The sequence below is a fragment of the Neptuniibacter caesariensis genome, from assembly GCF_000153345.1.
GTDB lineage: Bacteria > Pseudomonadota > Gammaproteobacteria > Pseudomonadales > Balneatricaceae > Neptuniibacter > Neptuniibacter caesariensis.
In genome coordinates this window covers 1,098,137-1,124,958 of record NZ_CH724125.1, presented here as the reverse complement: position 1 = coordinate 1,124,958, position 26,822 = coordinate 1,098,137, and the positions used below count along the sequence as shown (strand labels likewise).

The 26,822-nt window shown below is 47.1% G+C and carries 18 protein-coding genes; 15 read left to right on the top strand and 3 right to left on the bottom strand.

Going from position 1 to position 26,822, the window contains the following annotated elements; translation table 11 throughout:
• Positions 1-142 precede the first annotated feature (142 nt).
• The 6 genes from paaN (at position 143) to MED92_RS05285 (ending at position 7,306) form a co-directional block, all read left to right on the top strand.
• Positions 143-1,819 carry a phenylacetic acid degradation protein PaaN gene (paaN, locus tag MED92_RS05310; RefSeq protein WP_007020480.1) on the top strand — a complete coding sequence of 559 codons (1,677 nt, stop codon included), beginning with the start codon at positions 143-145 and terminating at the stop codon, positions 1,817-1,819.
• A 35-nt stretch (positions 1,820-1,854) separates the two neighbouring features.
• A complete protein-coding gene (gene paaY / locus MED92_RS05305) occupies positions 1,855-2,454 on the top strand; it encodes a phenylacetic acid degradation protein PaaY (RefSeq protein ID WP_007020479.1) in 600 nt (199 codons plus the stop codon).
• 509 nt (positions 2,455-2,963) lie between these two features.
• Entirely contained in the window at positions 2,964-4,079 is a 1,116-nt protein-coding gene (locus tag MED92_RS05300) for a hypothetical protein (RefSeq protein WP_007020478.1), read from the top strand.
• A gap of 127 nt (positions 4,080-4,206) precedes the next feature.
• Positions 4,207-5,001 carry a tetratricopeptide repeat protein gene (locus MED92_RS05295; RefSeq protein WP_007020477.1) on the top strand — a complete coding sequence of 265 codons (795 nt, stop codon included), beginning with the start codon at positions 4,207-4,209 and terminating at the stop codon, positions 4,999-5,001.
• Between the two features lie 65 nt (positions 5,002-5,066).
• On the top strand, positions 5,067-5,624 hold the full coding sequence (locus MED92_RS05290; RefSeq protein ID WP_007020475.1) for a hypothetical protein: 558 nt from the start codon (positions 5,067-5,069) through the stop codon (positions 5,622-5,624).
• 95 nt (positions 5,625-5,719) lie between these two features.
• Positions 5,720-7,306, top strand: coding sequence for an RNA-directed DNA polymerase (locus MED92_RS05285; protein WP_007020474.1), 1,587 nt, complete (start codon positions 5,720-5,722; stop codon positions 7,304-7,306).
• Positions 7,307-7,531: 225 nt separating this feature from the next.
• On the opposite strand, the gene paaX is transcribed toward MED92_RS05285, so the two are convergent.
• The 3 genes from paaX to MED92_RS05270 all read right to left on the bottom strand — a co-directional run bounded on the left by paaX (position 7,532) and on the right by MED92_RS05270 (position 15,699).
• Positions 7,532-8,455: a phenylacetic acid degradation operon negative regulatory protein PaaX gene (paaX, locus tag MED92_RS05280; protein WP_007020473.1), complete on the bottom strand. Its 924-nt coding sequence runs from the start codon at positions 8,453-8,455 to the stop codon at positions 7,532-7,534.
• A gap of 180 nt (positions 8,456-8,635) precedes the next feature.
• Positions 8,636-14,965 carry an AAA family ATPase gene (locus MED92_RS05275; RefSeq protein WP_007020472.1) on the bottom strand — a complete coding sequence of 2,110 codons (6,330 nt, stop codon included), beginning with the start codon at positions 14,963-14,965 and terminating at the stop codon, positions 8,636-8,638.
• A gap of 2 nt (positions 14,966-14,967) precedes the next feature.
• Positions 14,968-15,699, bottom strand: coding sequence for a response regulator (locus MED92_RS05270; protein ID WP_040661584.1), 732 nt, complete (start codon positions 15,697-15,699; stop codon positions 14,968-14,970).
• 285 nt (positions 15,700-15,984) lie between these two features.
• On the opposite strand from MED92_RS05270, the gene peaA reads away from it, so the two are divergent.
• The 9 genes from peaA (at position 15,985) to MED92_RS05225 (ending at position 26,775) form a co-directional block, all read left to right on the top strand.
• The gene (gene peaA / locus MED92_RS05265; RefSeq protein ID WP_238321488.1) at positions 15,985-17,592 is read left to right on the top strand and encodes a quinohemoprotein amine dehydrogenase subunit alpha; all 1,608 of its coding nucleotides are present in this window, start codon (positions 15,985-15,987) and stop codon (positions 17,590-17,592) included.
• A gap of 59 nt (positions 17,593-17,651) precedes the next feature.
• Positions 17,652-19,085, top strand: a complete 1,434-nt coding sequence (gene peaB / locus MED92_RS05260) for a quinohemoprotein amine dehydrogenase maturation protein (protein WP_007020469.1) — start codon at positions 17,652-17,654, stop codon at positions 19,083-19,085.
• 4 nt (positions 19,086-19,089) lie between these two features.
• Positions 19,090-19,413, top strand: coding sequence for a quinohemoprotein amine dehydrogenase subunit gamma (qhpC, locus tag MED92_RS05255; RefSeq protein WP_007020468.1), 324 nt, complete (start codon positions 19,090-19,092; stop codon positions 19,411-19,413).
• 12 nt (positions 19,414-19,425) lie between these two features.
• On the top strand, positions 19,426-20,553 hold the full coding sequence (peaD, locus tag MED92_RS05250) for a quinohemoprotein amine dehydrogenase subunit beta (protein WP_007020467.1): 1,128 nt from the start codon (positions 19,426-19,428) through the stop codon (positions 20,551-20,553).
• A 95-nt stretch (positions 20,554-20,648) separates the two neighbouring features.
• Entirely contained in the window at positions 20,649-22,397 is a 1,749-nt protein-coding gene (locus MED92_RS05245) for an ABC transporter ATP-binding protein (RefSeq protein ID WP_007020466.1), read from the top strand.
• Positions 22,387-23,079 carry a subtilisin-like serine protease QhpE gene (qhpE, locus tag MED92_RS05240; protein ID WP_007020465.1) on the top strand — a complete coding sequence of 231 codons (693 nt, stop codon included), beginning with the start codon at positions 22,387-22,389 and terminating at the stop codon, positions 23,077-23,079. Before MED92_RS05245 ends, qhpE begins: the two co-directional genes overlap by 11 nt.
• A 47-nt stretch (positions 23,080-23,126) precedes the next feature.
• The gene (qhpG, locus tag MED92_RS05235; RefSeq protein WP_007020464.1) at positions 23,127-24,464 is read left to right on the top strand and encodes a flavin-dependent monooxygenase QhpG; all 1,338 of its coding nucleotides are present in this window, start codon (positions 23,127-23,129) and stop codon (positions 24,462-24,464) included.
• Positions 24,465-24,632: 168 nt separating this feature from the next.
• Positions 24,633-25,232: a hypothetical protein gene (locus tag MED92_RS05230; protein WP_007020463.1), complete on the top strand. Its 600-nt coding sequence runs from the start codon at positions 24,633-24,635 to the stop codon at positions 25,230-25,232.
• Positions 25,233-25,482: 250 nt separating this feature from the next.
• Positions 25,483-26,775 (top strand): alginate export family protein, encoded by a 1,293-nt coding sequence (locus MED92_RS05225; protein WP_007020462.1) that lies wholly within the window; start codon positions 25,483-25,485, stop codon positions 26,773-26,775.
• The last annotated feature ends 47 nt before the right edge of the window (positions 26,776-26,822 follow it).

Sequence of the window (26,822 nt, the reverse complement as noted above, 5' to 3'; positions counted from 1 at the left end):
AAATAAGGGTATATGGTTTTTTCCTTGATGTAAGTCAATAACGTAGGTTATAGTTTGTTCAAGTATTGGATACAAAAAATATTATATTTTGTTCTTTTTTGTATCGTAACTATAAGAAGTGTAACAAGCAGGTACCTCAGCTATGTCTAAAGCAGATTCACTATTTAATAAGCATAAAGAATTGTTAGCGAAAGCCTGTGACGCGATTCAGGAGAGGGGGCACTGGCTTCCATACCCAGAGATTCCAAGCGGGAAAATCTACGGGGAAACAGCTAAGCAGGAAGGTAAAGAAGCCTTTGAATCATCGCTTAATCAGCCTTTTATCGTTAAAGGTCCGCAGCCGCAAGGGCGCGTAGGTGTTGAAGTTTCTCCATACACCGGCGAGTTAGGGATTAGCTATGATCAGTACAATGCAGAAGACCTGATCATGACGGCTAAACAGGCACTGCCTGCCTGGCGTGATGCGGGGCCTGCGGCCCGTGTAGGGGTTTGTGCTGAGATTCTTGAGAGGCTGAACAAACGTAGTTTTGAGATCGGCAATGCCACTATGCATACCACCGGGCAGGGTTTTGCGATGGCCTTTCAGGCAGGTGGGCCCCATGCACAGGATCGCGGTCTGGAAGCGGTAGCTACGGCCTGGTTGATGATGTCTAAAGTACCAGTTTCCTCTACATGGAATAAGCCACAGGGTAAGCATGATCCGCTGCTGATGAGTAAGAAGTACCATATTGTCCCACGTGGTATTGCCATGGTTGTGGCCTGTTCGACATTCCCAACCTGGAATACCTACCCAGGATTATTTGCCAGCTTAGTGACGGGTAACCCGGTTATTATTAAACCCCACTCACAGGCCGTATTGCCGGTCGCAATTACCGTTCAGGTTTGCCAGCAGGTACTCGAAGAGTGTGGCTTTGACCCTTGCCTGGTCCAGATGGCGCCAGAAGGTCATGAGGTAGGCATCGCACAGGCGCTGGCGACTCATCCAGATATGAAGATCATCGACTATACCGGCGGCAATCACTTCGGTGACTGGCTCAGTGAAAACGCTCGTCAGGCACGTATCTATAAAGAACAGGCTGGGGTGAATACAGTTCTTATCGACAGTTTGCCTAGCCTTAAGCGCAGTGCCCAGAATCTGGCGTTCGCGTTGAGCCTCTATTCAGGGCAGATGTGTACCACGCCGCAAGCGGTGTTAATTCCGAAAACGGGTATTGAAACCGACGAAGGTCAGATGAGTTTTGATCAGGTGGCAGACTATCTGTGTAACACCATCAAAAAGTTCCTCTCCGATCCTGAGCGTGCCATTAGTGTGTTGGGGGCGATTCCCAATCCGGCAACCGTAGCGCGCCTCGAAGCAGCCGAAAGCCTGGGTAAAGTTCGCCTGGCTTCTGAAAGCCATCCGGTACCGGGTTTCGAAAATGCCCTTTATCGTACACCCTTAGTGTTGGAAGTCGAAGGAACAGACGCCGCATGGCAGCAGGAGCAGTTCGGCCCGATCAGCTTCCTGGTTGCGGTTGAAGATACAGACCAGGGGTTACAGCTGATCTCTGAGGCTGTGGCGAATAAAGGCGCGATCACGTTTGCGGTTTACTCTCAGGATGAGGCAATATTAGATAAAGCTGAACAAGTTGCAATCGAGCAGGGCGTTGCGTTGTCATGCAATCTGGATGGTGGAGTCTTTGTTAATCAGGCTGCCGCATTCAGTGATTTCCATGCGACCGGTAATAACCCAGCGGCGAACGCATCTTTGACTGATGTGGCCTTTGTTGCGGACCGTTACGCGGTTGTACAAAGTCGACGTCACATGGTCAGCGAATAAATATAAGTAGCCAGGCACTGGAATTGAGGGGATTTATGCAGGTTTATAGTATTGATGGAATTACGCCGGTGGTAGACCCAACGGCTTATGTGCATCCAACCGCCGTATTGATCGGTGATGTGATCATCGGCCCTGGCTGTTATGTAGGGCCTAACGCGGCCCTGCGTGGTGATTTTGGCCGCCTGATTCTGGAAGAGGGTGCAAACGTACAGGATACCTGCGTTCTGCACGGCTTCCCGGGAACCGATACTGTGGTTGAGAAAGATGGCCATATTGGCCACGGTGCCGTGTTGCACGGCTGCCGTATTGGTCGTAATGCGCTGGTGGGTATGAATGCCGTAGTGATGGACGGTGCTGAAATCGGCGCAGAATCGATCGTCGCAGCTTGTGCTTTTGTAAAGGCGGCTTTCAAATGTGAACCGCGCAGCATGCTGGTAGGCTCACCCGCCAAATTCCTTCGCGAAGTCTCCGATAAAGAGATCGCCTGGAAAAGTGCCGGTACAGCAACTTATCAGGATCTCACCAACCGCTGTTTAACGACCATGGAAAAGGTCGAACCACTCACCGAAGTGGAACCAAACCGCCCAAGAATGGATGTGGGCGAGGTTAAGCCGAAGTATAAGACTGAGGCGTAAAAGCAGGACGCCGCTTTGCGGCTAGAGGGCGCTGCGCTTCAGGGCGCAGCTTCGCTGCTAGAGGAAAAACAAAGGCAGATAGAAGCGGTCGGGAGCTGCTGAATTCAGGAAAAAGCTTGTAAATTAAAACGGCTGCTTTGTGCTATTTGCAGACAAATGCCAATTTATTGCTGTGAATAAAATCTGTTTGTTTATACAGTATATTTCAGCAAAGCAGTTTTTTGAGCCGTTTCAGCATCATGATCTGATATGAAATGTGCTTGATTTTGCCTCGATGCTAAGTTAAAAATCTTATAAAAACAGACAGATGGAAGTCTAACGAGGGTAGATACACGGACCCCGTATATCAATTGATATAGCGCATGGGCGGTTTGTCACGGAAGAGTCTCAGTAATTTCTAATTTATTCCTTCCTTTTCAATTTCTTACATCTGTTATTAAACACATGCCGTTAGGGTAGATATACTGACTCCCGTATATACAAATGTTAGCCTTTTTGGGCAGGGATATATGAAAAATAAAAAGTTAGCAAATTTACTTGCCTTTAAAGCAAATCTGTTTGAAGTATTTGTAATCGCTGTACTAGTCTCTCTTGGTGTCAATATTTTAGCCTCAGGGTTTCTTGCTTATCTTGATTTAGGTTCTACTCAATCACTTATAATCGGAGGGCTACTTGTAGTAATAGGTTTGTTAATTCTATTGAGGAACTTACAGCCAGAAAATAGTGGAATCTATGAGTTTAATGGTGTTATTTGTACAGATAGAGATTCAGGTGAAATAATATCGATTCAGAATTATGAAGTTACAGAAGAGCTTAAAACAGCAATCACTGCGCTATGTACTGAAAATAAAGCTTTTCAAAAAATCTGGTCAGAATCACCTATTGGTTTAGGTATGTATTTTGAAAATGGTCAGGCTGTTTCTAAACGCCCAAAATCAAATGTAATTCTATTGGAAGCTATTGAGTATTTTACTTTAAATCAGCTTAGCTTACATTTGAGTTCTCATTTTAATAATAATTCCAGTGTGTCAAATGATGAATTGGTAACCATTGAAAGAAAAAATATACCTCAAGTTTTATTAGATAACAGATTCTTAGATTTATTTTCTAGACCCATGGAAGAGCGGGAGCATTTTATTGAACATGGTGGTGAATCAAAAGATGGTAAAGTAGTTTACGCATTTGGAAAAGGCGGAGCTATGTTCAATCATTTTGAAATGGTTCTTCCTAAAGGAAGTTCAATTAGTCGTGATGAAGACTCTAGCTTAGTGATTAAGACCCCCCGTTTTGAGTTAAAAATTAAGCCTAGTTTTATTGGTGTAAATGCCAATCTGCCTCGTAATTTTGAACAGTTGTATATGGGCAGGGATCTAATGTCAGTTTCAACTTTTCATATTGGTTTAAGCCTTACGGTAGATTTTTATGCTAAATCATTATTTTCAGTTCAAGGTTGGGGCTACTATTGGTGGCTAGACTCATTTTTAAACAGGATAGAAAATGAATTCTCAAAGAATAAATTTCTTACTAAAATATCATGGGAACAAAATGCAGCCATAATGTTAATGGCTGAAAATAGAAGAAAAAAACAAGAACGTGACCTAAACAACAGAGAAAAAGAAGGCTGACAAATTGCTCAAGCGGACAAGAAACAGTTGGCTTTTGCTCGTTTCTCGCTAATTTTAGCCAAATATTTTATTGCCGCTTAGCAAGGCGTTAAGCAAAATTAATAGGCATCATTAAGGAAAATTAATTGTGTGTACTAATTTTATTATATTTATAACTTTGTTGTTTGCAGGAATGTCTGGGGGCTTGATTAATTATTCAAACACACCAAAAGACAAAGACGTAACGTTTCTGAAGAGCAATCTATTTAAATGTTTAAGTCTAGGTGTCGCAGCCTCATTTATGATACCTGTATTCTTACAAATGATATCTAGCAATTTACTTGAAGAAGTCAAAGCTGAAGATAAATCTATTTTTATATTATTTGGATTTTCATTGATTGCAGCAATATCATCACGATCATTTATAGAAAGTGTATCAAAAAAATTCCTTAATCAATTAACGGAGACGGAATCTAAAATTGATGAGTTAAAAGCGAGATCAGACGAAGAAGAAAAAGAAATAAAATATCTGAAAGAGAAGAACTTTTTACTAGAAGGGAAGGCATACAGATCAGATGGACAGCATCAAGAAGCGTTAGAAGAATTTGAAAAGGCCATTGAAGTCGAAAGCAGTGATAGAGCCTGGGGGCTTAAAGCATTGCAGCATTATCACCTAAAACAATATGAAGAAGCGCTTGAGGCAAATATCGTTGCTTTAGGTTTGGAGCATACTAGTGATACACAAACTTATCAGCTTAATTGGAATCAAGCGTGCTTCATGTCAATTCTAAAGCAAGATATAAAAGAGATAGAGAAACATTTAGACATTGCTATTGATCTTAATCAAGATCTTAAAAATCAAATTTCTAACGAAAAAGATCTATCTTTTGCTCTAAGTGATGAGAATTTTTGTAAAAAATACGGCATCCAATTTAACGCTTAACAAAGCGATTGAGCAAGGACGGACTGATGCCCGCCACTTAGCTTGGCGTTAGGTGTACTACAATCATGGCCGAAACCGAGAATCCAAGATTCAATAAGAACCACACCATCGATCTCAAGCAAATTAGACTCGATGTTTACAGACTGGTTTGTTACTTCGAGGCGGCACGTTCGATTGCAGAAACACATGCCTCACAAGATGATTACGCTATAGAAGCCTTACCGAGAGAATTCTTCACGGACGAAGTGTCGAGAATCCTTCTGCAAACAGCCATCATTCTTAGAATGCTAGATGATGAATCAGAGGCTGATATAGAAGAAAGAGATCCATTTTTCAGTGGCAGGCTAGAGCAAAATGGAAAAACTAAGCAGCTCTCTTTGAGGGAGGCCTGTAATAAAATAATCCATTCCCACAAAATTAACTTCGATCAAGAGCATTTTTCTGACGGTGGGGCTGAAGGTGAGTATTTCACACCTATTATTTATTTATACGGTCGTCAAAAACAGTACGGATGGAAGGCAACACTTAACCTTAGGCTTTTTTTAAACCATGCTGCCCGCCTACTACGAGCCCGTTCATTTTCAGAGTTTATCGAATGGGAAAGAGTATATGGAAGCGTATAACAAACAAATGAACTTCGGACAACACAAGCCGCCTCGAGCTTTTTGAGTCTGGTTATTTGCGGTGTTAGCGCAGTAAAACGACGGATGATTAAGACATGCATTTAAAGGATATCTTGGCTAGGGGTTTCTTCCCTAAGGAGCTGCCGGCACCATTTATCACAGATAATTTCGCTGAACTCCTTACTTCATCTACTATTCCGGTGACGGGGGATTTTGCGAAGAATATCACTAAGAAAGCCAAGATACCTAAAGCAAAACTTTGCGTTTACACGCACGCACGTGGTGGACTGCTGAGGAGAAAATTAAGCATATGTAATCCGGTTCTTTATTATCTTTTATCACGGGAGATTGAAAGCAACTGGACAAGCATTGTTAGTGTGGCAGGCGGTTCTTCGTTAGCAGCTACTGCTCCAGAACAAAAAAAAACTGGTAGAGCTATTGATGGAAAGCATTCACAGGGAGATAGAGCTAGCTTAGCTATACACACAAGGATTGGAAGGCGATTTGTTTTAACTACAGATATTAGCCGTTTCTATCACAGCATATACACTCATTCCATTCCATGGGCTCTACATACAAAACCAGTTGCCAAAGCCAGTCGCGCGTTAACTCTTTTGGGTAACAAGTTGGACTTCTTGGTTCGACAAGGGCAAGACGGACAAACGGTTGGCATACCAATTGGCCCTGATACATCCTTAGTTTTAGCAGAGCTTATAATGCATCAGTGTGATCACGCTTTGATCACAAAATTGCCTCTTATCAAGGGACACAGGTTTATAGATGACTATGAGTTGAGCTTTAGTACAAGAACGGAGGCCGAAGAAGCATTCCACTTTCTTGAAACCTGCTTATCTGACTATGAGCTTGCGCTTAACCCTAAAAAAACCAAAGTATCTGAATTACCACTTCCATTAGAAAGTGACTGGTCCCGTGAACTGAAGAAATTTCGATTTAGAGCTTCTAAGCGTAGTCAAGCAACAGACCTAGAGGCATTCTTCTCGCTGGCGTTCGAATTCCATAGGCATCACCTTGATGAGCCTGTTTTACAATTTGCAATTGCACGCCTTAGGTCCGTGACGGTAGATGCTGGTAATTGGGAGTTGTTTCAACGCTTGATATTACTTTGCGTCGTTCCTGAGCCTGCAACCTTGCCATATGCCCTAGAACAAATAATAAGCCGAGTGAATGCCGGGGCTGCTCCGTTGAAAGGTGAAATACAGGAAGTACTTAACGACTTGATTGAAAATCACGCCCCACTTCGACATTCAAGTGAGGTTGCTAACTCGCTATGGGGGTGTTTAGCACTAAAGCTAACTCTTAATGACTGCGCAGTTGTTCTTGTTTCCAGTTGCGAAGACTCATGTGTTGCTCTTCTAGCTCTTGACTGTCAATCCAAAGGGTTATTAGCGAAGCCTCTTAATACCAGTCTTTGGGAAACCCAGATGTGTGCTGAGGGTTTGTACGATGAACATTGGCTATTGTCGTACGAAGCAAATGTGAAAGGCTGGCTTCCAAGTGTTGGAGGAGTAGATCATGTGAGTGCTGATGCTAATTTCGGCTATTTAAAGGCAAACGGAGTACATTTCTACGAGGAAAGTCTCGCCTCACCAGTCATCGGCGGAGATGTACCAATGCCTACACTGCCATCTATATTAGTTCAGTCCAGCTATCAATCAATATGAACACTGAAAACGCAAACTAGAGGCTATAGGGGACGTTGGTTCTATCGCGCCAAATCTCCTGAACCCGGGAGTTAAATGTCTGGAAAGTGACGAAAGAAGTCTTCTAGAATCTAACAACTAGCCCTTGCTTTTTCTCTAGCCACGAAGTGGCGTGCTCTAGCAGCGGAGCTGTGCCTTCATCCGCTTTTTCCTGAATTCAGCCGCCCCTGGCTGCCTCAAGCGCTTTTAATTCAATCCACCATACCGCTTATAAAACTTATTATTCGGCGGAGGTAGTGGCCCTTCGGCGGTTTCCAGTACGGCATCCATATGCTGTTCAGCCCCTTGCCAGACGCGCTGATAGATATTGGTACACAGCTGGCGTGCGGCGCTGCCTGCCCAGTCGCCCGGAAGTAGTTCATCCGGTAGTTCCGGATCTCGAAGGATGATTCGGCGGTATTCGTGAATCAGCAGGGTGCGGATCTGGAAGCATTGTTCAGGGGTTGGGATACCCTTGTCGTTGATGTGGTTCCAGATCGGGCGGAATTTATCGAGGAAGCTCTGGTAGCTTTCAGCCAGTTTCGGCAGGTTCCAGGATTCACGGGTTTGCAGACGGAGCGGGCGGGTCGCGGTGCTGCCTTCGCCCATATCTTCAAAGATGATCACATCATCGGTGTAGTCGTATTCCTGCAACACGGCCTGCAGTTCGCTTTTCTGCATCTGTGGATGCAGTAAAACGGTGGGAGACAGGGTGCCGAAACCGTGCCATTCAAGTTCCTGACGAAGCTTTTGGCGTTCATCTTGTTCAAGCTGGCTTAAGATGGCCATCAGCCAGCGACCATCCCATTCCGGGTTTTGATCGGCATAGACACGTTTAAAGGCTTTCTGGAAGCGGCGGATACCGGGCCCGGTCAGGCTGTAATAGCTGCGGCGGCCAACCTGTTCGGCAACCAGCCAGTTTTCTTTTGCCAGACGGAACACCGAGGTGCGTACCAGGCGCTGGTTAAGCCCCAGCGGCTCCAGGAGTTTGATCATGCTGCCCAACCATACGGTTCCACCACGGGGTGCGATCGCATCACCATATACGGTAATAATCAGTGATCCTGCACGGATAGGCCGACGATTTCGGAAATTATCGACCAGGGTTTCGAGGGCGGGGAAAGCGGGCATGTGACTCCAGTTAATTTGTTTATGCTCTGAACAACAGTTTCAGGGCGTGCATTCTATAGCTCGTTGTAAACTCAGGCAAATTAAGCTGTTACAGCCACTGAGTTCAGTCAATAGATATACTCTTTTTTGCTTAATATGTTAAGAGTGAAAGTGATACGTAATTCGTATAAGTATAGATGCTTATTGTGTAATATCCGTCCACTTGTTCAATTCTATACGGCTGTCGTGATAGGTTTCATTGAGCTGAGTGCATGAGCTTTGCAGTTCAGCATGGTTATCACTCTTAATGGAGCCTGCTTTTTCCAGTGCTTTAGCGGCTTGCTGGACCTGAATAAACCCAAAATTAGCCGCCGCCCCACTGAGCGTGTGTGCCGAACTTTGCAGTGCCGCTGAATCCTGTTGCTGGATCGCTTCAGCAATCTCTTCAAGCAGTTGCTCCGCCTGATTATGGAACTGCGTAAGCAATTGCTGAACACTCTCTTCACCGAGCATTTCCCGGTGTTGCGTGAGCAGCGCCAGATCCAGGTATTCCTGCGTAGCTGTGTTCTTCACTTCAGTTGTGCCTTCCTGTTCCAGAATCGCTTTAAGGTCCGCATGCTGAATCGGTTTAGCTAATACGCCGTTCATACCTGAATCCAGATAGTTCTGAACTTCGTTAGGGGTGACCGAAGCGGTGAGGGCGATAATTCTGATCGCGCTTTTCTGTTCCTGTGGATGCTCTCGCATGCGTCTGGTGGTTTCCATTCCGTCCATATCGGGGAGGTGGATGTCCATCAATACCAGATCGTAGTCATGGTCGTTGTGCATCGACAGGGCGGTATACCCATCATCGGCAATGGATACTTTATGCCCGTCGCTTTCCAGAAGCCCTTTGGTGACTTCCTGATTCACCGGCGTATCTTCCACCAGAAGGATATCCAGGCAAGTGGACGGTTTAGGCATTGGAACGTTAGCAACTTCGGCAGGGAGCTCGTCTGTAATAGGGAAGCTGAGTTCGAACCAGAATGTTGTTCCCTGTTCTTCAGTACTCTCAAAGCCGATCTCTCCATTGAGTCGTTCTATAATCTGCCGGGTGATCGCAAGGCCAAGTCCCGTGCCTCCGTAGCGGCGAGTGATGGAACTATCCGCCTGAGTGAAATGTTGGAAGATTCGTGATTGGGCTTTTTCCGGAATACCGATCCCCGTATCTTCGATCGTAAAGCGAGTTTTTAGCTTATCTTGAGTATCTGGCAGGCCTTCACAGCTGATACGAATATACCCCTGATGGGTAAACTTTAAGGCGTTTGAGCACAGGTTCATCAAAATCTGGCTAAGCACCCGGGGGTCGCCCGAGACTGCGGGCAGCGTTCGCTCGATATTAGGGACAATCTGCAACGATTTTTCCTGGGCAACCGGCTTGAACAGGTTATAGATCTCATCCATGACATCCTGAATCAAGAAGGGTTTTTCTTCCAGTTCAAGCTGACCCGATTCGATCTTCGAGTAATCAAGAATGTTATTCAGAATCGACAGCAGGGTTTGGCCAGCGTTGTAGATTGTATCAATCTGTTCATTCTGTTCGCTGTTTAACTGCCCTTGTTTCATCAACTGGGCCATACCGAGAATGCCGTTCATCGGGGTGCGAATCTCATGGCTCATGGTGGCAAGAAACATCGATTTGGCTTCGTTTTCTGCTTCCGCCTCGTGGCGAGCCTGTTCTGCCGCTTCTTTGGCTTTTCGTTCCGTAATATCGGTCAGTGAGCCTTCGTAATATTGAACCTGGCCACTGGCGTCGAGCACTTTGCGCGCGGAGAGAGACACATAGATCGGCTCGCCGCTTTTCTTCCGCCAACGCGTCTCGAAATTGAGAATCTTATGCTGTGTATCGAGCTTCTCAAGAAACGCGACTCTTTCATGATCAACGTAGAAACACTGACTGGCGATGTCGGTGATCTCATCGTGAAACTCATCCATAGAGCGATAGCCGAGCAGGGTTGCCAGCGCGGGGTTTGCCGACAAAAAATGGCCATCGGGTGAGGCCCTGAAAATCCCTTCAACCGCATTCAGGAATAGCGACTTATAGTCATATTCGGATTGCTCAAGGCTTTGGTAAAGCTTGGCGTTCTCAATTGAGATAGCGGCCTGTGCAGCAAGAATTTGCAGCGTTTCCAGCCGATTTCGATCAAAGACATTACTGCTTTGATTGTTTTCCAGATACAGGATAGCGGTTAATTCGCTGTGGTAGAGAATCGGCAGCGCTAACAGTGAACGGGGTTTGAAACCCTGAATATACTGATCCTGTTGAAACATCTCGTGCTTGGTTGCATCGCCAAGTACGACATTCTCTTTTGTTCTGGCAACGTAATGAATAATGCTTGAAGGCAAAATATCTGCGGCCTGATTCAGGGGGAGATCATCATAGAAGCGAGTGTCCGCTTCAATCGTGGCTTCAGCAGAAATAGTCAGATGTTCATGGTTGAGCAACAGAACTGCACGCTGCGCACCTGCGTTAACGATCGCAAGTCTGATCAGGGTTGAGATCAATGGCTCAAGCATGATCTCGTCTGAGATCGCTTGCGATGCTTTAATAACCGAGGTGATGTCATAGTCGCGATGCTGCAGGTAGGGTTCGGAACCGCTTCCTGTCTGCGTATCGAGTTGTCGCTGTTCGACCTGTACCTCAGTTAAGAAGCTGTAGCTTTCTTCAAGTTGGCGTACTTTGCTGGACGCGCCCCAGGCAGCATAGCGTTTGGCTGCTTGTTTTATGTAATGCTGATAAAGCGTTTCTTTCTTCCACTGCCGGTAGCAATGGGCTGTCAGCTCCATACACAGAGCGTGATCGAGATTGAAGTTGTACGACTCTGCATGGTTTGCCGCCTGATCGAAGAAGTCGATTGCACTGCTATAACGGGCTTCACAGGTCAGTATTAAGGCCTTGATCAACATCTCATGATGCAGATGGTTTTCACGCGAGTGCTGGCAAAACTGCCTTAGCTTCTTTAGGTACTTCTTGGCTTTTTTAATTCTGTTGGATTGTTCCAGAACGCTAGTTGATTCGAACTGAAGCAAACTGTTAACAGTACTGAAAAACTCCAGGTAGGGCGCTGTGTAAGTACCGCTGATATAGGGTGAGTATTCATTGGCTTCAGCGAAGAACTGTTCGGCCTGATCGTGTTGTCCATAGATGAGTGCCAGAACCGCCTTGTAGTAGAAATGCAGGCAGATCGCAGTTTTATGGTTGTTCGCCTGATACTCAGCAAGCATCGCCGCTTCGTCATAAAACTTACCGTTAAGCCCGGCAGGCTCTGGGCCGATCAGTGTAGCGACACACTGCTGTGTCATCAGGGTGTAGTGCAGAGACTGAATCTGACCCGACTCATTGAGCTGGAGGATATATTGTTTTAATTGATCGGCAAAGATGCCCAGATCCGATGTGAGGGCGAACTCATACTGAATATACGCGGCTAGTGAGTAGGCGCTCCATTCAATATCCCCGTACTCCAACGCTTTAAGATGTGACTCAAACAAGCTGGCTGCGCAAAGGCTCAGGCTTTCCGCATAATGACGTATGTAGGCGTTATACAGGGATTGCACCCTGTGTTCGCGGTTGTTTGGGTAACGGTCACAAATTTTAAGCGCCAGCCTGCCAAGGCGCAGGCCGAGTTCGATCTGTTTGTTTTTGCCGCAAAGTACTCCGCCGTAACCAGCAAAAGCCATGGCCGATTCATTACTCAGCCCATGTTTGAGCGTTAGCTCAACCTCTTTTGCCATCACCAGCGGCCTGAGGCCGGAACTGGAGAACTTCACTACCCCGAACATATTGGCCAGCAATGACATTGTGGCGAGTTTGTTGGGGTCTTTCATTTTTGGCAGTTTCAGAATCCGTTCGTCACTGAAGCGGTTAAGCAATAGATAGGTTTTCACCTGATTGAGGGTGATTGTGCTGCTCTTCGGTGACAGAGGAAGCTGTATTTTTAGCTGACTAAGCTGCCCCAGTGCGGTTTCAAGGGCCTCTGAAAAACGGTTTTGTGCGACCAGTGCCTGGATGCGGAGCTCTTCAAGCTGGATACGCGCATGCAGGTCTGGAATGCCCGGTAATGCGTCGCTTAATAACCTATCAAGATACTCAAAGTCAGCTTTGATGTAAGCGGTTTCCGCCGCGTGCTGAAACAGCTGGTTCTTTAGCTCCTGAGCCCGAAGTTCCGGGGACCCGGCAAACAGAGCCAGGCCTTGTTGAAAGTATTCGAAGGCAGATTCAAAAGCGGCTGATTCACGGGCTCTGATACCTGTCTTTAGGTTGAGTTCAGCCAGCTCGAGTTTCTCTGCAGTCGTGCTGATCAGGCTGAGTGATTGATTTAAGTGATTGGTTACATCGAAAAGGCGACGTCCAAGCGCTTTAATCGACATGCTCTCTTTGAGGACGTTACCAATTTGATAATGCAGCGTTTCTAATTCCTGATCAGGAATCATTGAATAAGCCGCTTGCTGAACCCGGTCATGAACAAACCGGTAATAACTGTTATTTACCGGGCCTTCCGGTTTGTACTGATGGATATTCGCAGTGGGTAATAGCAAGCCCTCTTTCAGGGCGGGCCAAAGTGCATCAGCCGTATCGGGTACAGAATGCTTAAAAGCTGATGCCAGAATCTGCAGTGGAATCGGGTTACCGATGCAGGCGGCCAGCTTTAAAGCTTCAAGTGTTCTGGGGGGCAGCCTTTGCAGTTTGTCGACCATGAAATCGATAACATTATCGGTGATTTCACAGTCGAGAATATCCTGTTGGGTCCAAACCCATTTGTCACCCTGGAAACTGATGAGTTGCTTGTCATAGAGCTCAATCAAAAACTGATTGAGGAAAAAAGGGTTTCCCTGGGTTTTACTGAAACAGATCTCTGCCAGTTCCTGACAGGTTTCACTGTGTTGCCCCAATGTGTCGGCAACCAGCGCGGTGATATCATTGAGCGTTAGCGGTTGGATCTCGACATTGCACTGCTTAACCGGCGCTTTCTTGAGGTGCTCTATCGCCAGGTTGAATGGATGGTTGTTACTGAAGTTCTGCGTCCGATAACTACCAATTACCAAGAGATGTGGGTGCTGGGGGTTATGCGAGAGCTTGTCCAGTAGCTTCAGTGACGACAGGTCGGCCCAGTGAAGGTCGTCAAAAAACAGGACCAGAGGGTGCTGTTCAGTCGCAAATACTTTCAGCAACTGCCTGATAATATGTGAGAACCGGTGTTGCTCCTCAGATGGTGACAGCTTGGGTGCTGAGGGTTGCTTACCGAGGATCAATTCGAGCTCGGGGATCAGACGAAAAAGTACCTGGGCATTATTGCCGGTTGCTTCTAAGAGCCGCTCACGCCACTGGGCAATCTGTTCATCTGATTCGGTCAGTAACTGGCGGATCAGAATTTGCAGGGCCTGATAAATAGCGGTGTAGGGGCGGTTGCGATGGTATTGATCAAACTTACCCGATGCGAACAGTCCGCGCCGTTGGGTAATGTAGTGGCGCATCTCATGAGCCACACTGGATTTACCAATTCCCGCATAGCCTGAAATGAGCGCCAGAGACTGCTGCCCGCGACAAGCTGCATCAAAACTCTCCTGAAGCTGCGCGACTACGTTTTCGCGTCCATAGAGTTTTTGCGGCAATTCAAAGCGTTCAGATATGTCTCTACAACCAACGGTAAAATGATCTTTACGCTGCTGCCGGGTCATCTCCAGGCAGGCGTTTAGATCATTGCACAGGCCAAAGCTCGATTGATAGCGCTGGCTGGCATCCTTCGCCAGCAATTTCATAATGACCTGCGACAGAGGTTCGGGCAGATCGGTATTCTGGATATAAGGTTCAACCGGTTGCCGGGCCAGATGGCAGTGAATCAATTCCAGGCTGTCATCGCTGATGAATGGAGTGGCGCCCGTAAATAATTCGTACAGCGTCGCTCCGAGTCCATAATAGTCACTGCGATAGTCGATAACACGATTGATACGGCCGGTTTGCTCGGGTGATATATAGGCCAGGTTTTGTTTATCGCTTAACCCCGAAATTGACCCTGGGTGCTCACGTTGTAAACGTGAGCTAAGTGAAAAGTCGATGATCCACAGGTTCAAGGATTGTGGATCAATCAGTATGTTGTCAGGCGTGATCTGCTTGTGGATGATTTCGGCGTCATGAATCTTTCCTAGTGCTTTGGCAATATTCAGGGCGGCGCTAATTCGATTGACCAGTTCCGGGCGATCACTGAGCATCCACTGACGAAGCGTGACAGCCTCGATATCCTGAAACAGGATTTGATGGCCTTTATCGGTTTGGCGCAGCTCTATCGGGCGGCAGATACAATCCAGTTGGAGCTGGCTTAACAGGCTGAACTCGTAAGCCAGGCGCTGTTTGGCCGAATTGATCTGTTGTTCATTGGCGGCTTGTTTGACGATGACCGGGTATTTATCAGCATCGTTGCGCTCAATAATGGCGCGGGATATACGACTGTGTTTGCCCTGGTGAAGAAGTTCAATAATATGCAGGCGGTCAGGCATGTTTAGCCAACCTCGCCAGCAAACATATATCCGGCCCCGTGGGCGGTCAGTATAAAGTGTGGATCGGCCGGGTTGTCGCCCAGTTTTCGTCTTAACCTACCCACCATAACATCGACTGACCGATCATTAGGGGTCCATTCGCGGTCATGGATCGCATCCATTAACTGGTCTCTGGAGAGGATTGCCCCTGGGGCGTTGAGTAGCGAAGAAAGCAGCTTAAATTCACCTTCAGGTAGGCGCTCTGCATCGCCTTCGGGGGACTCTAAAAGACGTTTGTTTGCATCCAGGGACCAGCCTTCAAAGTGCCATTGCTGACTGTTGTTTTTCTCAGTTGAACGGGCTTGTAAGCTGTCACGTACACGCCACAGCAGGTTTTTTGCTCTGACCAATAGCTCGCGAGGATTAAAAGGCTTAGTGACATAGTCATCCGCACCCAGCTCAAGGCCAACGATGCGATCGATCTCATCGCCTTTACTTGTCACCAGGATAATACCCACGCTGGATACAGAGCGAAGCTCGCGGGTCAGGGTTAATCCATCTTTACCAGGAAGATTGATATCCAGAAGCACCAGATCGATGTTTTCCTGCTGTACGCGCTCGCAAAGGTCATCTGCTTGTTCAGTTTCACTGACAAGATATCCCTCCTTGCTTAGGTAGCTGGAGAGTAAGGATCGTGAAGCTATATCATCTTCTACAATCAATATGCGGTACTGGGTATTTGAGCTTTGGTTCATAAAAACAAATAATTGTTGGCTTTGATCCCAGTCTAGCAATGCAGCTGTTGCTTGAAAAGTTAGACTATTTTTAGTTGATAAAAAAATAATTCTTTAATTTTCAGTAGGTTATATTAATTTTTCTTTCCTTTGTTACATCTTGTTACATCCCTGAACAAAACAATACATAAGCAGGGTACTTCATTTACATGGGTGAAGTAATTTGAGTAGACCCAAACAAGTCAAGGCGCGGCCATTGTGCTGGCTAAGCTTGATACATAACAAAGGATCACCAAAAAGTGGGGAGTGATAGTCTTGAAAAATCATAGCATGAAGCGAGTTATTCGCTTTGGCGGGGCTGTAGCTTTTCTTGGTCTGGCTTCAACGGCTTCTGCCATTGATGGCCCGCAAATCATCAAGGAAAACTGTCTGCTATGTCATAGTGAAACCGGTAATGCTGAAGCGCCGTTTTCGCGTATTAGTCAGCAACGAAAAACACCGGAAGGGTGGCAAACAACCATTAATCGTATGAAGTCTCAGCGTGGCTTAAGTCTTAAGCCAGAGCATGAGCGTGTACTGATTAAATACCTTGCCGATCATCAGGGGCTGGCACCAGCTGAAACAGCTGATTTGCGTTACGTGCTTGAGCGTCAACCTAACGTGGTAGAGCAGAATGTACCTGAACATGTAGCGGGTACTTGTACTGGATGTCACTCCAGTGCGCGTTCTGGTTTGCAGCGTCGTACTACGGATGAATGGCAGAAGCTGATTCATTTCCATATGGGACAGGTGCCAACCATCGAATATCTGGCCGGGCATCGTGACCGTCCATGGTTCCAGATTGCTCTGAATGAAACTGCAGTGAAGATGGGTGAAGGTTACCCGCTGCAGACTCAGGCATGGTCTGACTGGAAGGCAAAACCTAAAGCCGCTCTGAATGGTCAGTGGGCTGTTAGCGGATTTGTTCCGGATAAAGGTGAATTTACGGCAGTTATGTCGGTGATGCCAAATCAGAAGGATAACTACATTACTTTGATCAATGGTCATTATGCTGATGGCAGCAAGCTGACAGGTAGTGGTAGTGCAACTGTATTTACCGGTTATGAATGGCGTGGCGCGATCGTTATCGATGGTCGTAAGATGCGTCAGGTCTTCGCAGCATCTGAAGATGGTAAGCAGATGGCAGGTCGTATGTACCTGAAAAATGATGAAGTGATGGGTGGTCGTGTACTGGCTGAAAAAGCTGATAAAGCGGCAACGCTTGTTTCGGTAACGCCTTCTTCTATTAAGCAGGGCGCTTCTCAGACGCTGATTATTGCGGGCGCAAACCTCAGCAATAAAGTGTCTTTGGGTAACGGCGTGAAGGTAGAGAAAGTGATCTCCCAGTCGGCTGATCGTCTGGTTGTGCAGGTAAAAGCAGATGCTAAAGCCGCTATTGGTCAGCGTACGCTGAGCGTAGGCAAGCAAACGCTGGAAAATGCAGTGGCTGTTTATGATCAGGTTGCACGTGTAGAGATTACGCCTACTGAGTCTATCGCCCGTATCGGTGGTAATGGTGGCCCAATTCCTAAACGCAAATCAACGTACCGTGCAGTAGGTTATGCAGCCGGTGCTGATGGTAAACCTGGCACTGAAGATGATCTGTCATTGGGTTATCTGCCGGCTACCTGGTCTCTGAAAGCGTTTGACGAAGTAGCGGAGCATGATAATGACCTTAAATACGCAGGAAGTATCGATGCTAAAGGTATCTTTACGCCGGGTGATGCGGGTCTTAACCCTGAACGTAAGATGTCTACCAACAACGTAGGTAACCTTGCGGTTGTCGGTACTGTTAAAGACGGTGCAAACAGTGTGAGTGGCGAAGCACACCTGTTAGTGACAGTTCAGGACTTCGTAAAAGAACTTATTCAGTAATCTGAATGTGATAGCAACCTCAACAGCCGATATGGCATACAAATATTAACGAGGTGATTATGGGATCTCTGTCTCTGGTAAAACCAAACATCCATCTGGTGGATCTGAAATCGCGCACCATGCTGTTTCATGTGCCTACCAGTGGTCTGTTTGAACTGGATCAGATGAGTAAGGATGTTATTGATCTGTTTGGCGAACAGGGTGAAGTTACAGCGCCAATGATCAAAGAGCGTCTGGCAAGCCGTTATGCTCCAAGTGAGGTTTTCGATCTACTCGAAGAGTTCAAATCGCTGGAAATTATCCACGATAGCAACGGTGTAGCCCGCTACAATCCTGAGCCACAAAAGGTGGAAAACTTCCCCTTAACAACGGTTGTATTGAACGTTAATACCGGGTGTAACCTGAGTTGTACCTACTGTTATAAAGAAGATCTGACGACCCCCTCAGAAGGTCTGAAAATGTCAGTAGAAACGGCGATTCAGTCAGTAGAAATGCTGTTGAAAGAGTCGCCGGATCAGCGTCAATACAATGTGGTGTTCTTCGGTGGTGAACCATTGTCGAATATGCCACTAATACGTGAAGTTGTTGCTTACTGCGAACGTCGTTTTGCAGATCTTGAGGCACGTGTGGACTTCACCCTGACAACCAATGCAACCCTTCTGAATGAAGATTTGATTGATTGGTTTAATGAACACCGTTTTGGTCTGACTATCTCTATGGATGGGCCAAAGGCGATGCATGATAAAAACCGCATCACTGTGGGTGGTCAGGGAACTTATGATGTTGTTAAGAAAAAGGTCGACATGCTGTTGTCTCGTTACACAGCGAGACCTGTCGGTTGCCGTGTCACCCTGACACGTGGCATCACGGATGTGGAAGCCATCTTTAATCACCTATATCACGATCTGGGTTTTGCAGAAGTGGGCTTTGGCCCGGTTACTTCTGGCGATATTGCTGCATTCAACCTGACTCCTGAAGAGATGGAAGAGGTGTTTGAAGGCCAGAAGCGTCTGGGTAAACAGTATCTGGAAGCAGCTCTGCAAAATAAAAACTTCGGCTTTGGCAATATGCACCAGTTGATGACCGATCTGCATGAAGGCAATAAGAAACAATTGCCTTGCGGTGCCGGTGTCGGTTTGTTGGCGGTGGATAAAGAGGGTGGTTTGAACCTGTGCCATCGCTTTACCGGATCAGACATGCCTTTGTTTGGTGATGTCGAGAACGGTATCGATAAGCCCGCCCTATCTGGTTTTATCGAGGAGCGTCTGGATCGTAGCGGTAAAGGTTGTGAAACCTGTCGAATCCGTAATATCTGTTCTGGCGGCTGCTATCACGAAAGCTATGCAAAATATGGTGATCCTGCGACACCTTCCTACCACTATTGTGATCTGTTACGTGACTGGATCGACTATGGGGTAGAGGTGTACTCGCAGATTATGCTGGAGAACCCAGGGTTCTTCGATGCATATGTATCTCCACGAAGAGGTGCTTAAGCAAATGAAACATTTAAAGTCATTCAATAAGAAAGCAAAAATGCTGGATGCTGCTGTCTCCCAGGGCGATGTGGAAGAAGTGGTAGCGATGCAGTCTGTAGTGGGCTGTACTTCAGTGAACGATCCGGGTTGGGAAGTTGACCCGTTTGGTGGCCTGGGCTCCCTGTGCCAGCCAATGGAATCTGACCTGTATGGTTGTGCGGACGCTTGCTGGTGGCCTGCGCAGGTTCCGGACACAATGTCTTCGCATCCTAACTGGTCTCAGGATGTGGCTAAAGCAGATGAAGACTGGCGTAAGATCGATGCGATCTTCCCGGAATCTGAGTAAGGGAGTTAGGCGATGAAATTATCTAAGAGCTTTAAACCAGCACGTCTGCTGGGCACTGCGATGACCAGCCTGGCCCTTCTGGGTACCGGTTTGTCTGCTCAGGCGGCTACAGATGAGTACCTGCTGACAGTGACTCGTCCTAATCAGCTGCATGTTATCGATACTAAAACCGATAAGCTTCTGCGCAGCTGTGATGTGCCGGGCACTTTTGGTAACGGTGGTGTTGCACCGTCACCGGATGGCAAGATCGCTTACGTGATGACGAACAAGTGGGAAGATGTTGTTGGTTTCGATATCAGTAACTGTAAGATCGTTTTCTCAATGTCACAGTCCACACCAAAAGAGCAGGTGAAAAGCATCATCTCCATGGCAATCAGTGCTGATGGTAAAGAGCTTTATACTGTTCAGAACCCGGTGACTTTACATAAAGATCACTTTGAAACCCAGCAGCCGCGTCTGGCCGTTTACAACACGGCTGATGGTATGGATGCGAAACCGGTACGTACGTTCCCGGTTGATCGTCGTATCACTAAACTGGGTTACATCGAAGCGACTAATGAAGTGATTCTGGGTGGCGGCGATGTTAAAGCGATTAATGCTAAAACCGGTAAGATTCGTACACTGGCTAAATTGCAAAACTGGGACCGTAGCCCTGAGGGGTGGGTACCACCGGATGCATTCCAGATGCACACTATTGGTGAGCACATTGGCGAGTACATCATGCCGTACTTCACTATTAAGTGGAACGGTGCGCCGGGGGATATGGAGAAAGCGGAATTCCTTTGGGGTATGACGCGAATCGATACCAAAACCGGTGAGCTGACATCAGGTGAGGTTCTGCCATTTGAGTTTATCGTCTTCAACTGGCTGACAGATCCTAATGACTCTGACATTGTGTACGGTGCGTTTAATACGCTGTCTAAACACAATATCAAAGAAGGCAAAACGCTGAAGGTTCATAACATGCCGCATACCTACTACAACATCAACATGTTGCAGGATGGTAGCAAGATCTATGTGGGTGGCACGTCCAGCGACATTTCTGTCCATGATCCTGAAACGCTGGAGAAGATTGGTTCCATTCAGTTGAGTGGTGATATGTCGACTTCGGACATGCGTATTGCAAAAGTACAGCGCTAAGATTAGGGTTATTCCTAATAAAGTGAAAAAGGGGCGATCTATATCGCCCCTTTTTGTCTCACACCTAAAACAATAAAAAGAGTAATTCGCCTCTGATGTTAAAGTGGCTTTCCCGCACCGTTACCCATGATAACCCTGCGCAGCTAGAGCAGGCTTTCCGTTGGCTGTATAGCTTTGTTCGGCCACAGCATAAAGCGATTCTAGGCTTGCTCGCGCTCTCAGTCGTTGCCTCCCTGCTGGTACTGTTGCAGCCCTGGTTAACTAAGATGCTTATCGATGATGGCCTGTTAGCTAAAGATTACGGGGCATTAATCACGGTTGCTATCGGCATGATCTTTGTCGGTATTTTTAGTACAGCGCTTTCAGGCGTGAACCGTTACCTCCATACAAAACTGTCCGGCACTATCCTGTTTGCTCTGCGTAATGATATCTACCGGCACCTACAGGGCTTATCGCCGCTGTTTTACGGGCGTCAGCGCATTGGTGATCTTATCTCCCGAATTGATGGCGACGTTGCCCAGATTCAGCGCTTTGCTGTGGATAGCTTATTTGCCGCGGTGAGCAGTATCTTAGGGCTGGTGGGCGCTGCGACCATGATGCTAGTGCTCTCCTGGGAGCTTTCATTGTTAGTACTGGTATTGATCCCTCTTGAGGTTATCTGGTTGCGCTGGATGCGCCAGAAGGTTGAGGTACGTACTCGTCGGCTGCGTGAGCGGTCTGCGGATATTTCCAGTTTTCTGGTAGAAACCCTACCGGCCATGAAATTTATCCAGTCAGTTGGTCAGGAGCCAAAAGAGCGGGAACGACTAGAAGGGCTTAATCAGCATTACCTTGGTGATCTGCTCAAATTGCAGGTCACCGAATTCTTTACCCAGGCGATACCGAATACGCTTACGTCGGTCACGCGTGCGGCTGCTTTCTTGATTGGCGGTTACTGGGTGATTGAAGGTAACTGGCAGTTGGGTTCGCTGATCGCTTTTTCGACTTACCTTGGGATGGCAGTGGGCCCGGTGAATAGTTTATTGGGACTCTATGTTGCGGTTCAACGAATGAGTGTCAGCCTGGGGCGCGTGAATGAACTACGTCTGCACCAGCCTGAAGTGCAAGATATCGCGCAAGGCCATATCTTACCGATTGATGGAAAGGGTGAGCTCCAAATAGAGGGGCTTTCTTTTAACTACCCTGGACGCAACGAGTTTGTTTTTCAACAAGCGGATTGCCTTATCCCAGCAGGGAGTAAGGCTGCGCTAACTGGCCCATCCGGTACCGGTAAATCAACGCTGGTCGATCTTATTCAACGCCACTTTGAGCCCTCAGAAGGGGGGCTGCTTCTGGATGGGGTCAATCTATCCGAAGTTAATACCTGCGAGCTTCGCAAGCAGGTCGCCGTGGTAAGTCAGGATATTGTGCTGTTCAGAAGTTCGTTAAAAGAAAATATTCGCTATGCGGCACCAGAAGCAACAGATGAGGCGGTTCATGAGGCCGCTAAAAATGCCCAGCTACTTGATCTGATTGAGCAGTTGCCGCAAGGGCTCGAGTCGGAACTCGGTGAGCGAGGGCAGCAGCTGTCCGGTGGTCAGCGCCAGCGCATTGCAATAGCCCGAGCGCTGCTGCAAAACCCTCGTGTATTGATTCTGGATGAAGCAACCGCGGCTGTGGATGAGAAAACAGAGCAAGAAGTTATCATGGCGGTAGATCAGCTATTTGCAGATAAAACTCGCTTGCTGATCAGTCACAGGGCGTCAACGCTTAAAGGTGTGGATCTGAAAATACAGTTGCACGATGGCAAGCTTTTAACTGAGTTCTGCCCCGAAGCAAAAGGGGAACCGAACCTTGAATCTTAAAGTTGGTGTGGTTGATAGTGGATACCGTGAGGACCAGAGTCATCTGATATCGGACAGTGCTAGTTTCTATCTGGAGGATGGGGCGCTATGGATGGGCGAAAGCACCTTTGATCAGATCGATCATGGTGGACGTATTATTGAGATTATCGCTCATCATCAGGATGGACTGGAGATCTATTCGGCGCAGGTTTTTGACGAGCGGGGCGTTACTTCACCCGCACAGGTAGCCGCTGCGATAAACTGGCTTTGTGAACAGGGTGTACAAATTATCAACTTGAGCCTGGGACTGCGACAAAACCGTGAAATTTTGGAGCAGGCAGTTGCAGCAGCGGTTAATCAGGGTGTTCTACTTTGTGCATCATCACCTGCTCGTGGAGAACCGGTTTATCCATCTGCGTATCTGGGTGTCTATCGTATGACCGGAGATGCGCGTTGCAGTGTCGATGAGATATCCTGCCTTGAGACCGAATTTGCCGATTTTGGTGGGCATGTCTTAGGCTTTGATCAGGAGCAGGCTAAAGCCGGTGCTAGTCTGGGCTGTGCGCATATGACAGGGCACTTGGCTTGTCAGTTAATCGCTTTGGATGAAGTTGAATGTTCTGATCTGTCTCTGTATGAAAGGGGCTATCGTGCCCTTAAGGCCCAATCGAGTTATTTCGGTCCGGAACGGCGTAGCTCTTGATCGTAGGTCAGAGGTAGAAGTTTTAGAAGGTTTATCGAGGAGTCGTGATGTTAAACCAGCAACGTGAAATCGTTATCTTAGGTGGTGGTCCTTCCGGGGCCGCGGTTGCGTTGGGGCTTAAACGTATAGGCTACACCCATATCACGATGGTTTCTGAAGCCAGGCCATTTAAAGCGATGGAAGGTATTTCAGAGCGTGTTGTTGAGGGCTTGAAAGGAGCCGGTTTCCAGCATGCACTGAAAACCTTACCTGACCCCAGTCCGCGTTATGTCACCTGGAATGGTGAAAGTAGTCAGGCCAATACCGAGCGTTTAATTGATCGTGTCGCTTTTGATCAGGCGCTGATGATGGATCTGGCAATGCAAGGGATACATGTTATTCAGGGGCGGGTTAATGCCGTTAAATCAGCTTCTTTTGGGCATGAGATCCTTGTTGAGTCCTGTGAACAGCCCATTGAGTTAAAAGCTGATTTCTTAGTAGAAGCGCGTGGCCGAGCGGCACCATCAGCCGGTTTGAAGCGCATTCGTGGCGCTGAGACCGTCTCTCTACTGCAATACTGGCAGGGGCCAGAAATGGAGCGCCGATCTGCTGCGCAAAGTTTCGAAAGTGGCTGGGCCTGGATGGCTGCTGATGAATACGGCAGGCGCTATTTGCAGCTGACCTTTGATGTTGCCAGTGCAAACCTTCCTGAGAAAGCAAAGCTCGTCGAACATTGTAATGAATTTCTAACGCGTTTAAGCGAAGCGCAGCCTTTCTTGCAGGATGCAGAGCCTACAGGGGAGCTGCATGCCCGGACCAGTACCCCGATTCTTTGTGAACAGGCTTGTGGTGAAAACTGGATCCGTGTCGGTGACGCGGCTATGTCAGTCGATCCTTTATCAGGCAATGGTATTTTCCAAACGTTGTCTTCGTCGCTCCAGGCGCCTGCGGTGATTAATACTTTGCTCACCCGACCCGATAAATCCCGTCTGGCGCAGCAGTTCCATCAATTACGTCTGACTGAGCTCTTCTACCGGTTTGCTCGAATTGGCCGTGATTTTTATGCCATGGAAGATCAGTGGTCTGATTCACCCTTCTGGAGCAAAAGAGCGGTTTGGCCTGATGATAAGCCGCTTCACCTTCAAGTGGATATCAGCGAGCTTGAGGTGACTAAACGACCTGTTGTGAATAATGATCTGGTGGATCTGGCTGAAGTCGTGACGACACCTGACCAGCCGCTGGGTATCTGGCATCTTTCCGGTATTAAGCTTGCTCCTGTGCTGCAAGCCTATCGTGAGGCTGACACTCAGGAAGTGCTGGTTGAACGACTACTGAATCAGGGGTTGGAAAAACGGCAGGTTGTAATGGCAATGAATTGGCTGAGGCAACAGGGAGCTGATTTATAGATTTAGGTACTAGCTTATCTTTACGGATAAGAACTAAGGCCTCAGACAGGGATGATAGGGCTTAAAAGATGTAATGTGCTTTGGGCTCTTGTGATGGTTAAGGGGGGACGTCGTAGGAGAGATTAAATTCATCAAAAAGCTTTTAATTATTTGGGAAGTTATAAAACTATGGAAAGTAATCCTTATGCGGCACCAGCGGCCGAATTGAAAGATGCTGGATCAGATTCAGATGTAAAGTCTGGCGATTTTTATGTTGTAGGTGTAACAAAGTTCACAATTTTGTTTTTTGCTACATTTGCTTTGTATCCGCTCTATTGGTTTTATCGAAACTGGCGGGCTCACAAAGAAGCTACCAATGCTAATATCTGGCCGGTTCCGCGGGCTATTTTTAGTATTTTCTTTACCCATTCCCTTTTCTCAATTATTGACGCTAGCCTCAAGAGCACAGGAAAGAGCTATAACTGGAAGCCAAGTCTTGTAGCTACGCTCTATGTGGTGTTTAGCATTGTAAGCCATATGTTGGATCGCCTTTCTATGAAGGAGATAGGTTCTCCACTGACAGATGTGCTTAGCTTGGCTATCTTGCCTGCACTTTATTACCCATTATTGATTGCGCAGAAGGCTGTTAATCAACTTGAAGGTGACCCGGAGGGTGAGGCAAACCAATCACTTACGGTTCCTAATTTTCTTTGGATGCTGCTGGGCATTATATTTTGGGCGTTAGCGATATTTGGTTTATTGATCATGTTTGGGGTGATCGTTCTCTGATTTGTACCTATTCCAAATAAATGGTTAAAGCAGTAAGCGCCTTTCTATAACCAGAAACAGATGAGCTTACTGCTTATAACCTGCAAGCTAAGTCTTGTTTTTACATCCTGTTACATCTCCAAACAATTTAAGACATTCCCCGCAAACCTGGTTTACAACACCGCTTTACTATCAGTCTATTCAAAGCTGCGGCAAAGCTCAGCAGCTTAATAACAACAAGACTGACTGTGACGGTGGAGGAGCCATCCAGATGAAAAAAACATTCGCAAAATCTCTTATAACAGCAGCAGTTGCTGCAGCTGTTGCAATGCCAGCTCATGCCTACAATCTGCACTCAAGTGATGCGGGTGAAGTTAATCTGGATGTGGAAGCCATCGTGGGTGTCTTCAGTAGTGAAGAAACCTATAACACTTTGGGTGGTAACACCGGAGAAAGTCGTGATTGGCAGGAAGCTTATATCAAAGCTGGCTTTAGCGGTCACCGTAACCTGGATAATGGTTCACAGGTATATGGTGGAATTAATATTCTGACGGGTGGTACCTGGGGCGACGGTGATGCAGCAGGCTTCTCCAATGGTTCTGAACGTGAAACGGACCTTGAAGATGCTTTTGTCGGCTGGCGTAACGATATGATCGATTTTTCTTTCGGTCGTCAGAACTTGTCATTTGGTGATGGTTTCCTGATTAATGGCGATGCTCTGAACTTTGGTAGCACCGTGCTGGGTGATAGTTTCGACCGTGGTGGGGCGTACTGGCTGGCTGCTCGTAAAGCGTTTGATCAAACAGCGGTTCTACGTATTGGTAAAGAAGGCCTTCGCTCTGATATCTTCTGGATTGAATCGGACAATGCTGCGCAGTCAAGCATGGAGATGGCTGGTGTAAACGTTGAGTACGTAACCGAAAAAGGTACTTTCGGTGCAATGCTATTAAAAGGCTTGGATGTTGACGCTACTGAAGCGGCGACAATGGGTCATACGCACCGTGATGGTCAGGATACTTTCAGCCTTCGCTATCAGGGTAACGCTGGTGTTGAAAACCTCTTCCTGTCTTCTGAATTTGTTACTCAGGATCAAGGCAATAATACTCGCAAAGATGGTGATGCTTGGTATGTAGAGGCAGGATGGACTTTTGCTGATCTGCCATGGTCGCCAAGTGTTAACTACCGTTACAGCACCTTTGATGAAGGGTTTGACCCTCTGTTCTTTGGTTTTAACCGCGGTTACGGTACTTGGTTCCAGGGTGAAGTTGCTGCAAATTATGCAGGTCCTTTCAACAGCGATACTGATGTTCATCACCTTGCTGTTAAAGCTGCACCAAGTGAAACTCTGGCGTTTGGCGCGTTATTCTTCGACTTCAGCAATACCAATGCGGGTGCGGATACTAATGATGGCCAGGAAATCGATCTTTACGCTGAGTGGGTGGTTAACGATAACCTGATTATTAGCCCTCTGGTTGGTTTCTATACTCCGGATTCTTCCAGTAGTTCTCAGGGCAACGACGATACCAACACATACTTCCAGGTTCTGGCTATCGTTCCTTTCTAAATCTTTTAGTTAGATCGACATAATAAATGCCGGGTGGATTCACCCGG

What these genes read in the sequence shown, in the direction of transcription:
- MED92_RS05285 (WP_007020474.1), top strand. Translation starts at nt 5,720, where the DNA reads ATGCATTTAAAGGATATCTTGGCTAGGGGTTTCTTCCCTAAGGAGCTG.
- MED92_RS05290 (WP_007020475.1), top strand. Translation starts at nt 5,067, where the DNA reads ATGGCCGAAACCGAGAATCCAAGATTCAATAAGAACCACACCATCGAT.
- MED92_RS05300 (WP_007020478.1), top strand. Translation starts at nt 2,964, where the DNA reads ATGAAAAATAAAAAGTTAGCAAATTTACTTGCCTTTAAAGCAAATCTG.
- paaX (WP_007020473.1), bottom strand. Translation starts at nt 8,455, where the DNA reads ATGCCCGCTTTCCCCGCCCTCGAAACCCTGGTCGATAATTTCCGAAAT.
- paaN (WP_007020480.1), top strand. Translation starts at nt 143, where the DNA reads ATGTCTAAAGCAGATTCACTATTTAATAAGCATAAAGAATTGTTAGCG.
- peaD (WP_007020467.1), top strand. Translation starts at nt 19,426, where the DNA reads ATGAAATTATCTAAGAGCTTTAAACCAGCACGTCTGCTGGGCACTGCG.
- qhpC (WP_007020468.1), top strand. Translation starts at nt 19,090, where the DNA reads ATGAAACATTTAAAGTCATTCAATAAGAAAGCAAAAATGCTGGATGCT.
- paaY (WP_007020479.1), top strand. Translation starts at nt 1,855, where the DNA reads ATGCAGGTTTATAGTATTGATGGAATTACGCCGGTGGTAGACCCAACG.
- MED92_RS05230 (WP_007020463.1), top strand. Translation starts at nt 24,633, where the DNA reads ATGGAAAGTAATCCTTATGCGGCACCAGCGGCCGAATTGAAAGATGCT.
- MED92_RS05275 (WP_007020472.1), bottom strand. Translation starts at nt 14,965, where the DNA reads ATGCCTGACCGCCTGCATATTATTGAACTTCTTCACCAGGGCAAACAC.
- MED92_RS05225 (WP_007020462.1), top strand. Translation starts at nt 25,483, where the DNA reads ATGAAAAAAACATTCGCAAAATCTCTTATAACAGCAGCAGTTGCTGCA.
- qhpG (WP_007020464.1), top strand. Translation starts at nt 23,127, where the DNA reads ATGTTAAACCAGCAACGTGAAATCGTTATCTTAGGTGGTGGTCCTTCC.
- MED92_RS05245 (WP_007020466.1), top strand. Translation starts at nt 20,649, where the DNA reads ATGTTAAAGTGGCTTTCCCGCACCGTTACCCATGATAACCCTGCGCAG.
- MED92_RS05270 (WP_040661584.1), bottom strand. Translation starts at nt 15,699, where the DNA reads ATGAACCAAAGCTCAAATACCCAGTACCGCATATTGATTGTAGAAGAT.
- peaB (WP_007020469.1), top strand. Translation starts at nt 17,652, where the DNA reads ATGGGATCTCTGTCTCTGGTAAAACCAAACATCCATCTGGTGGATCTG.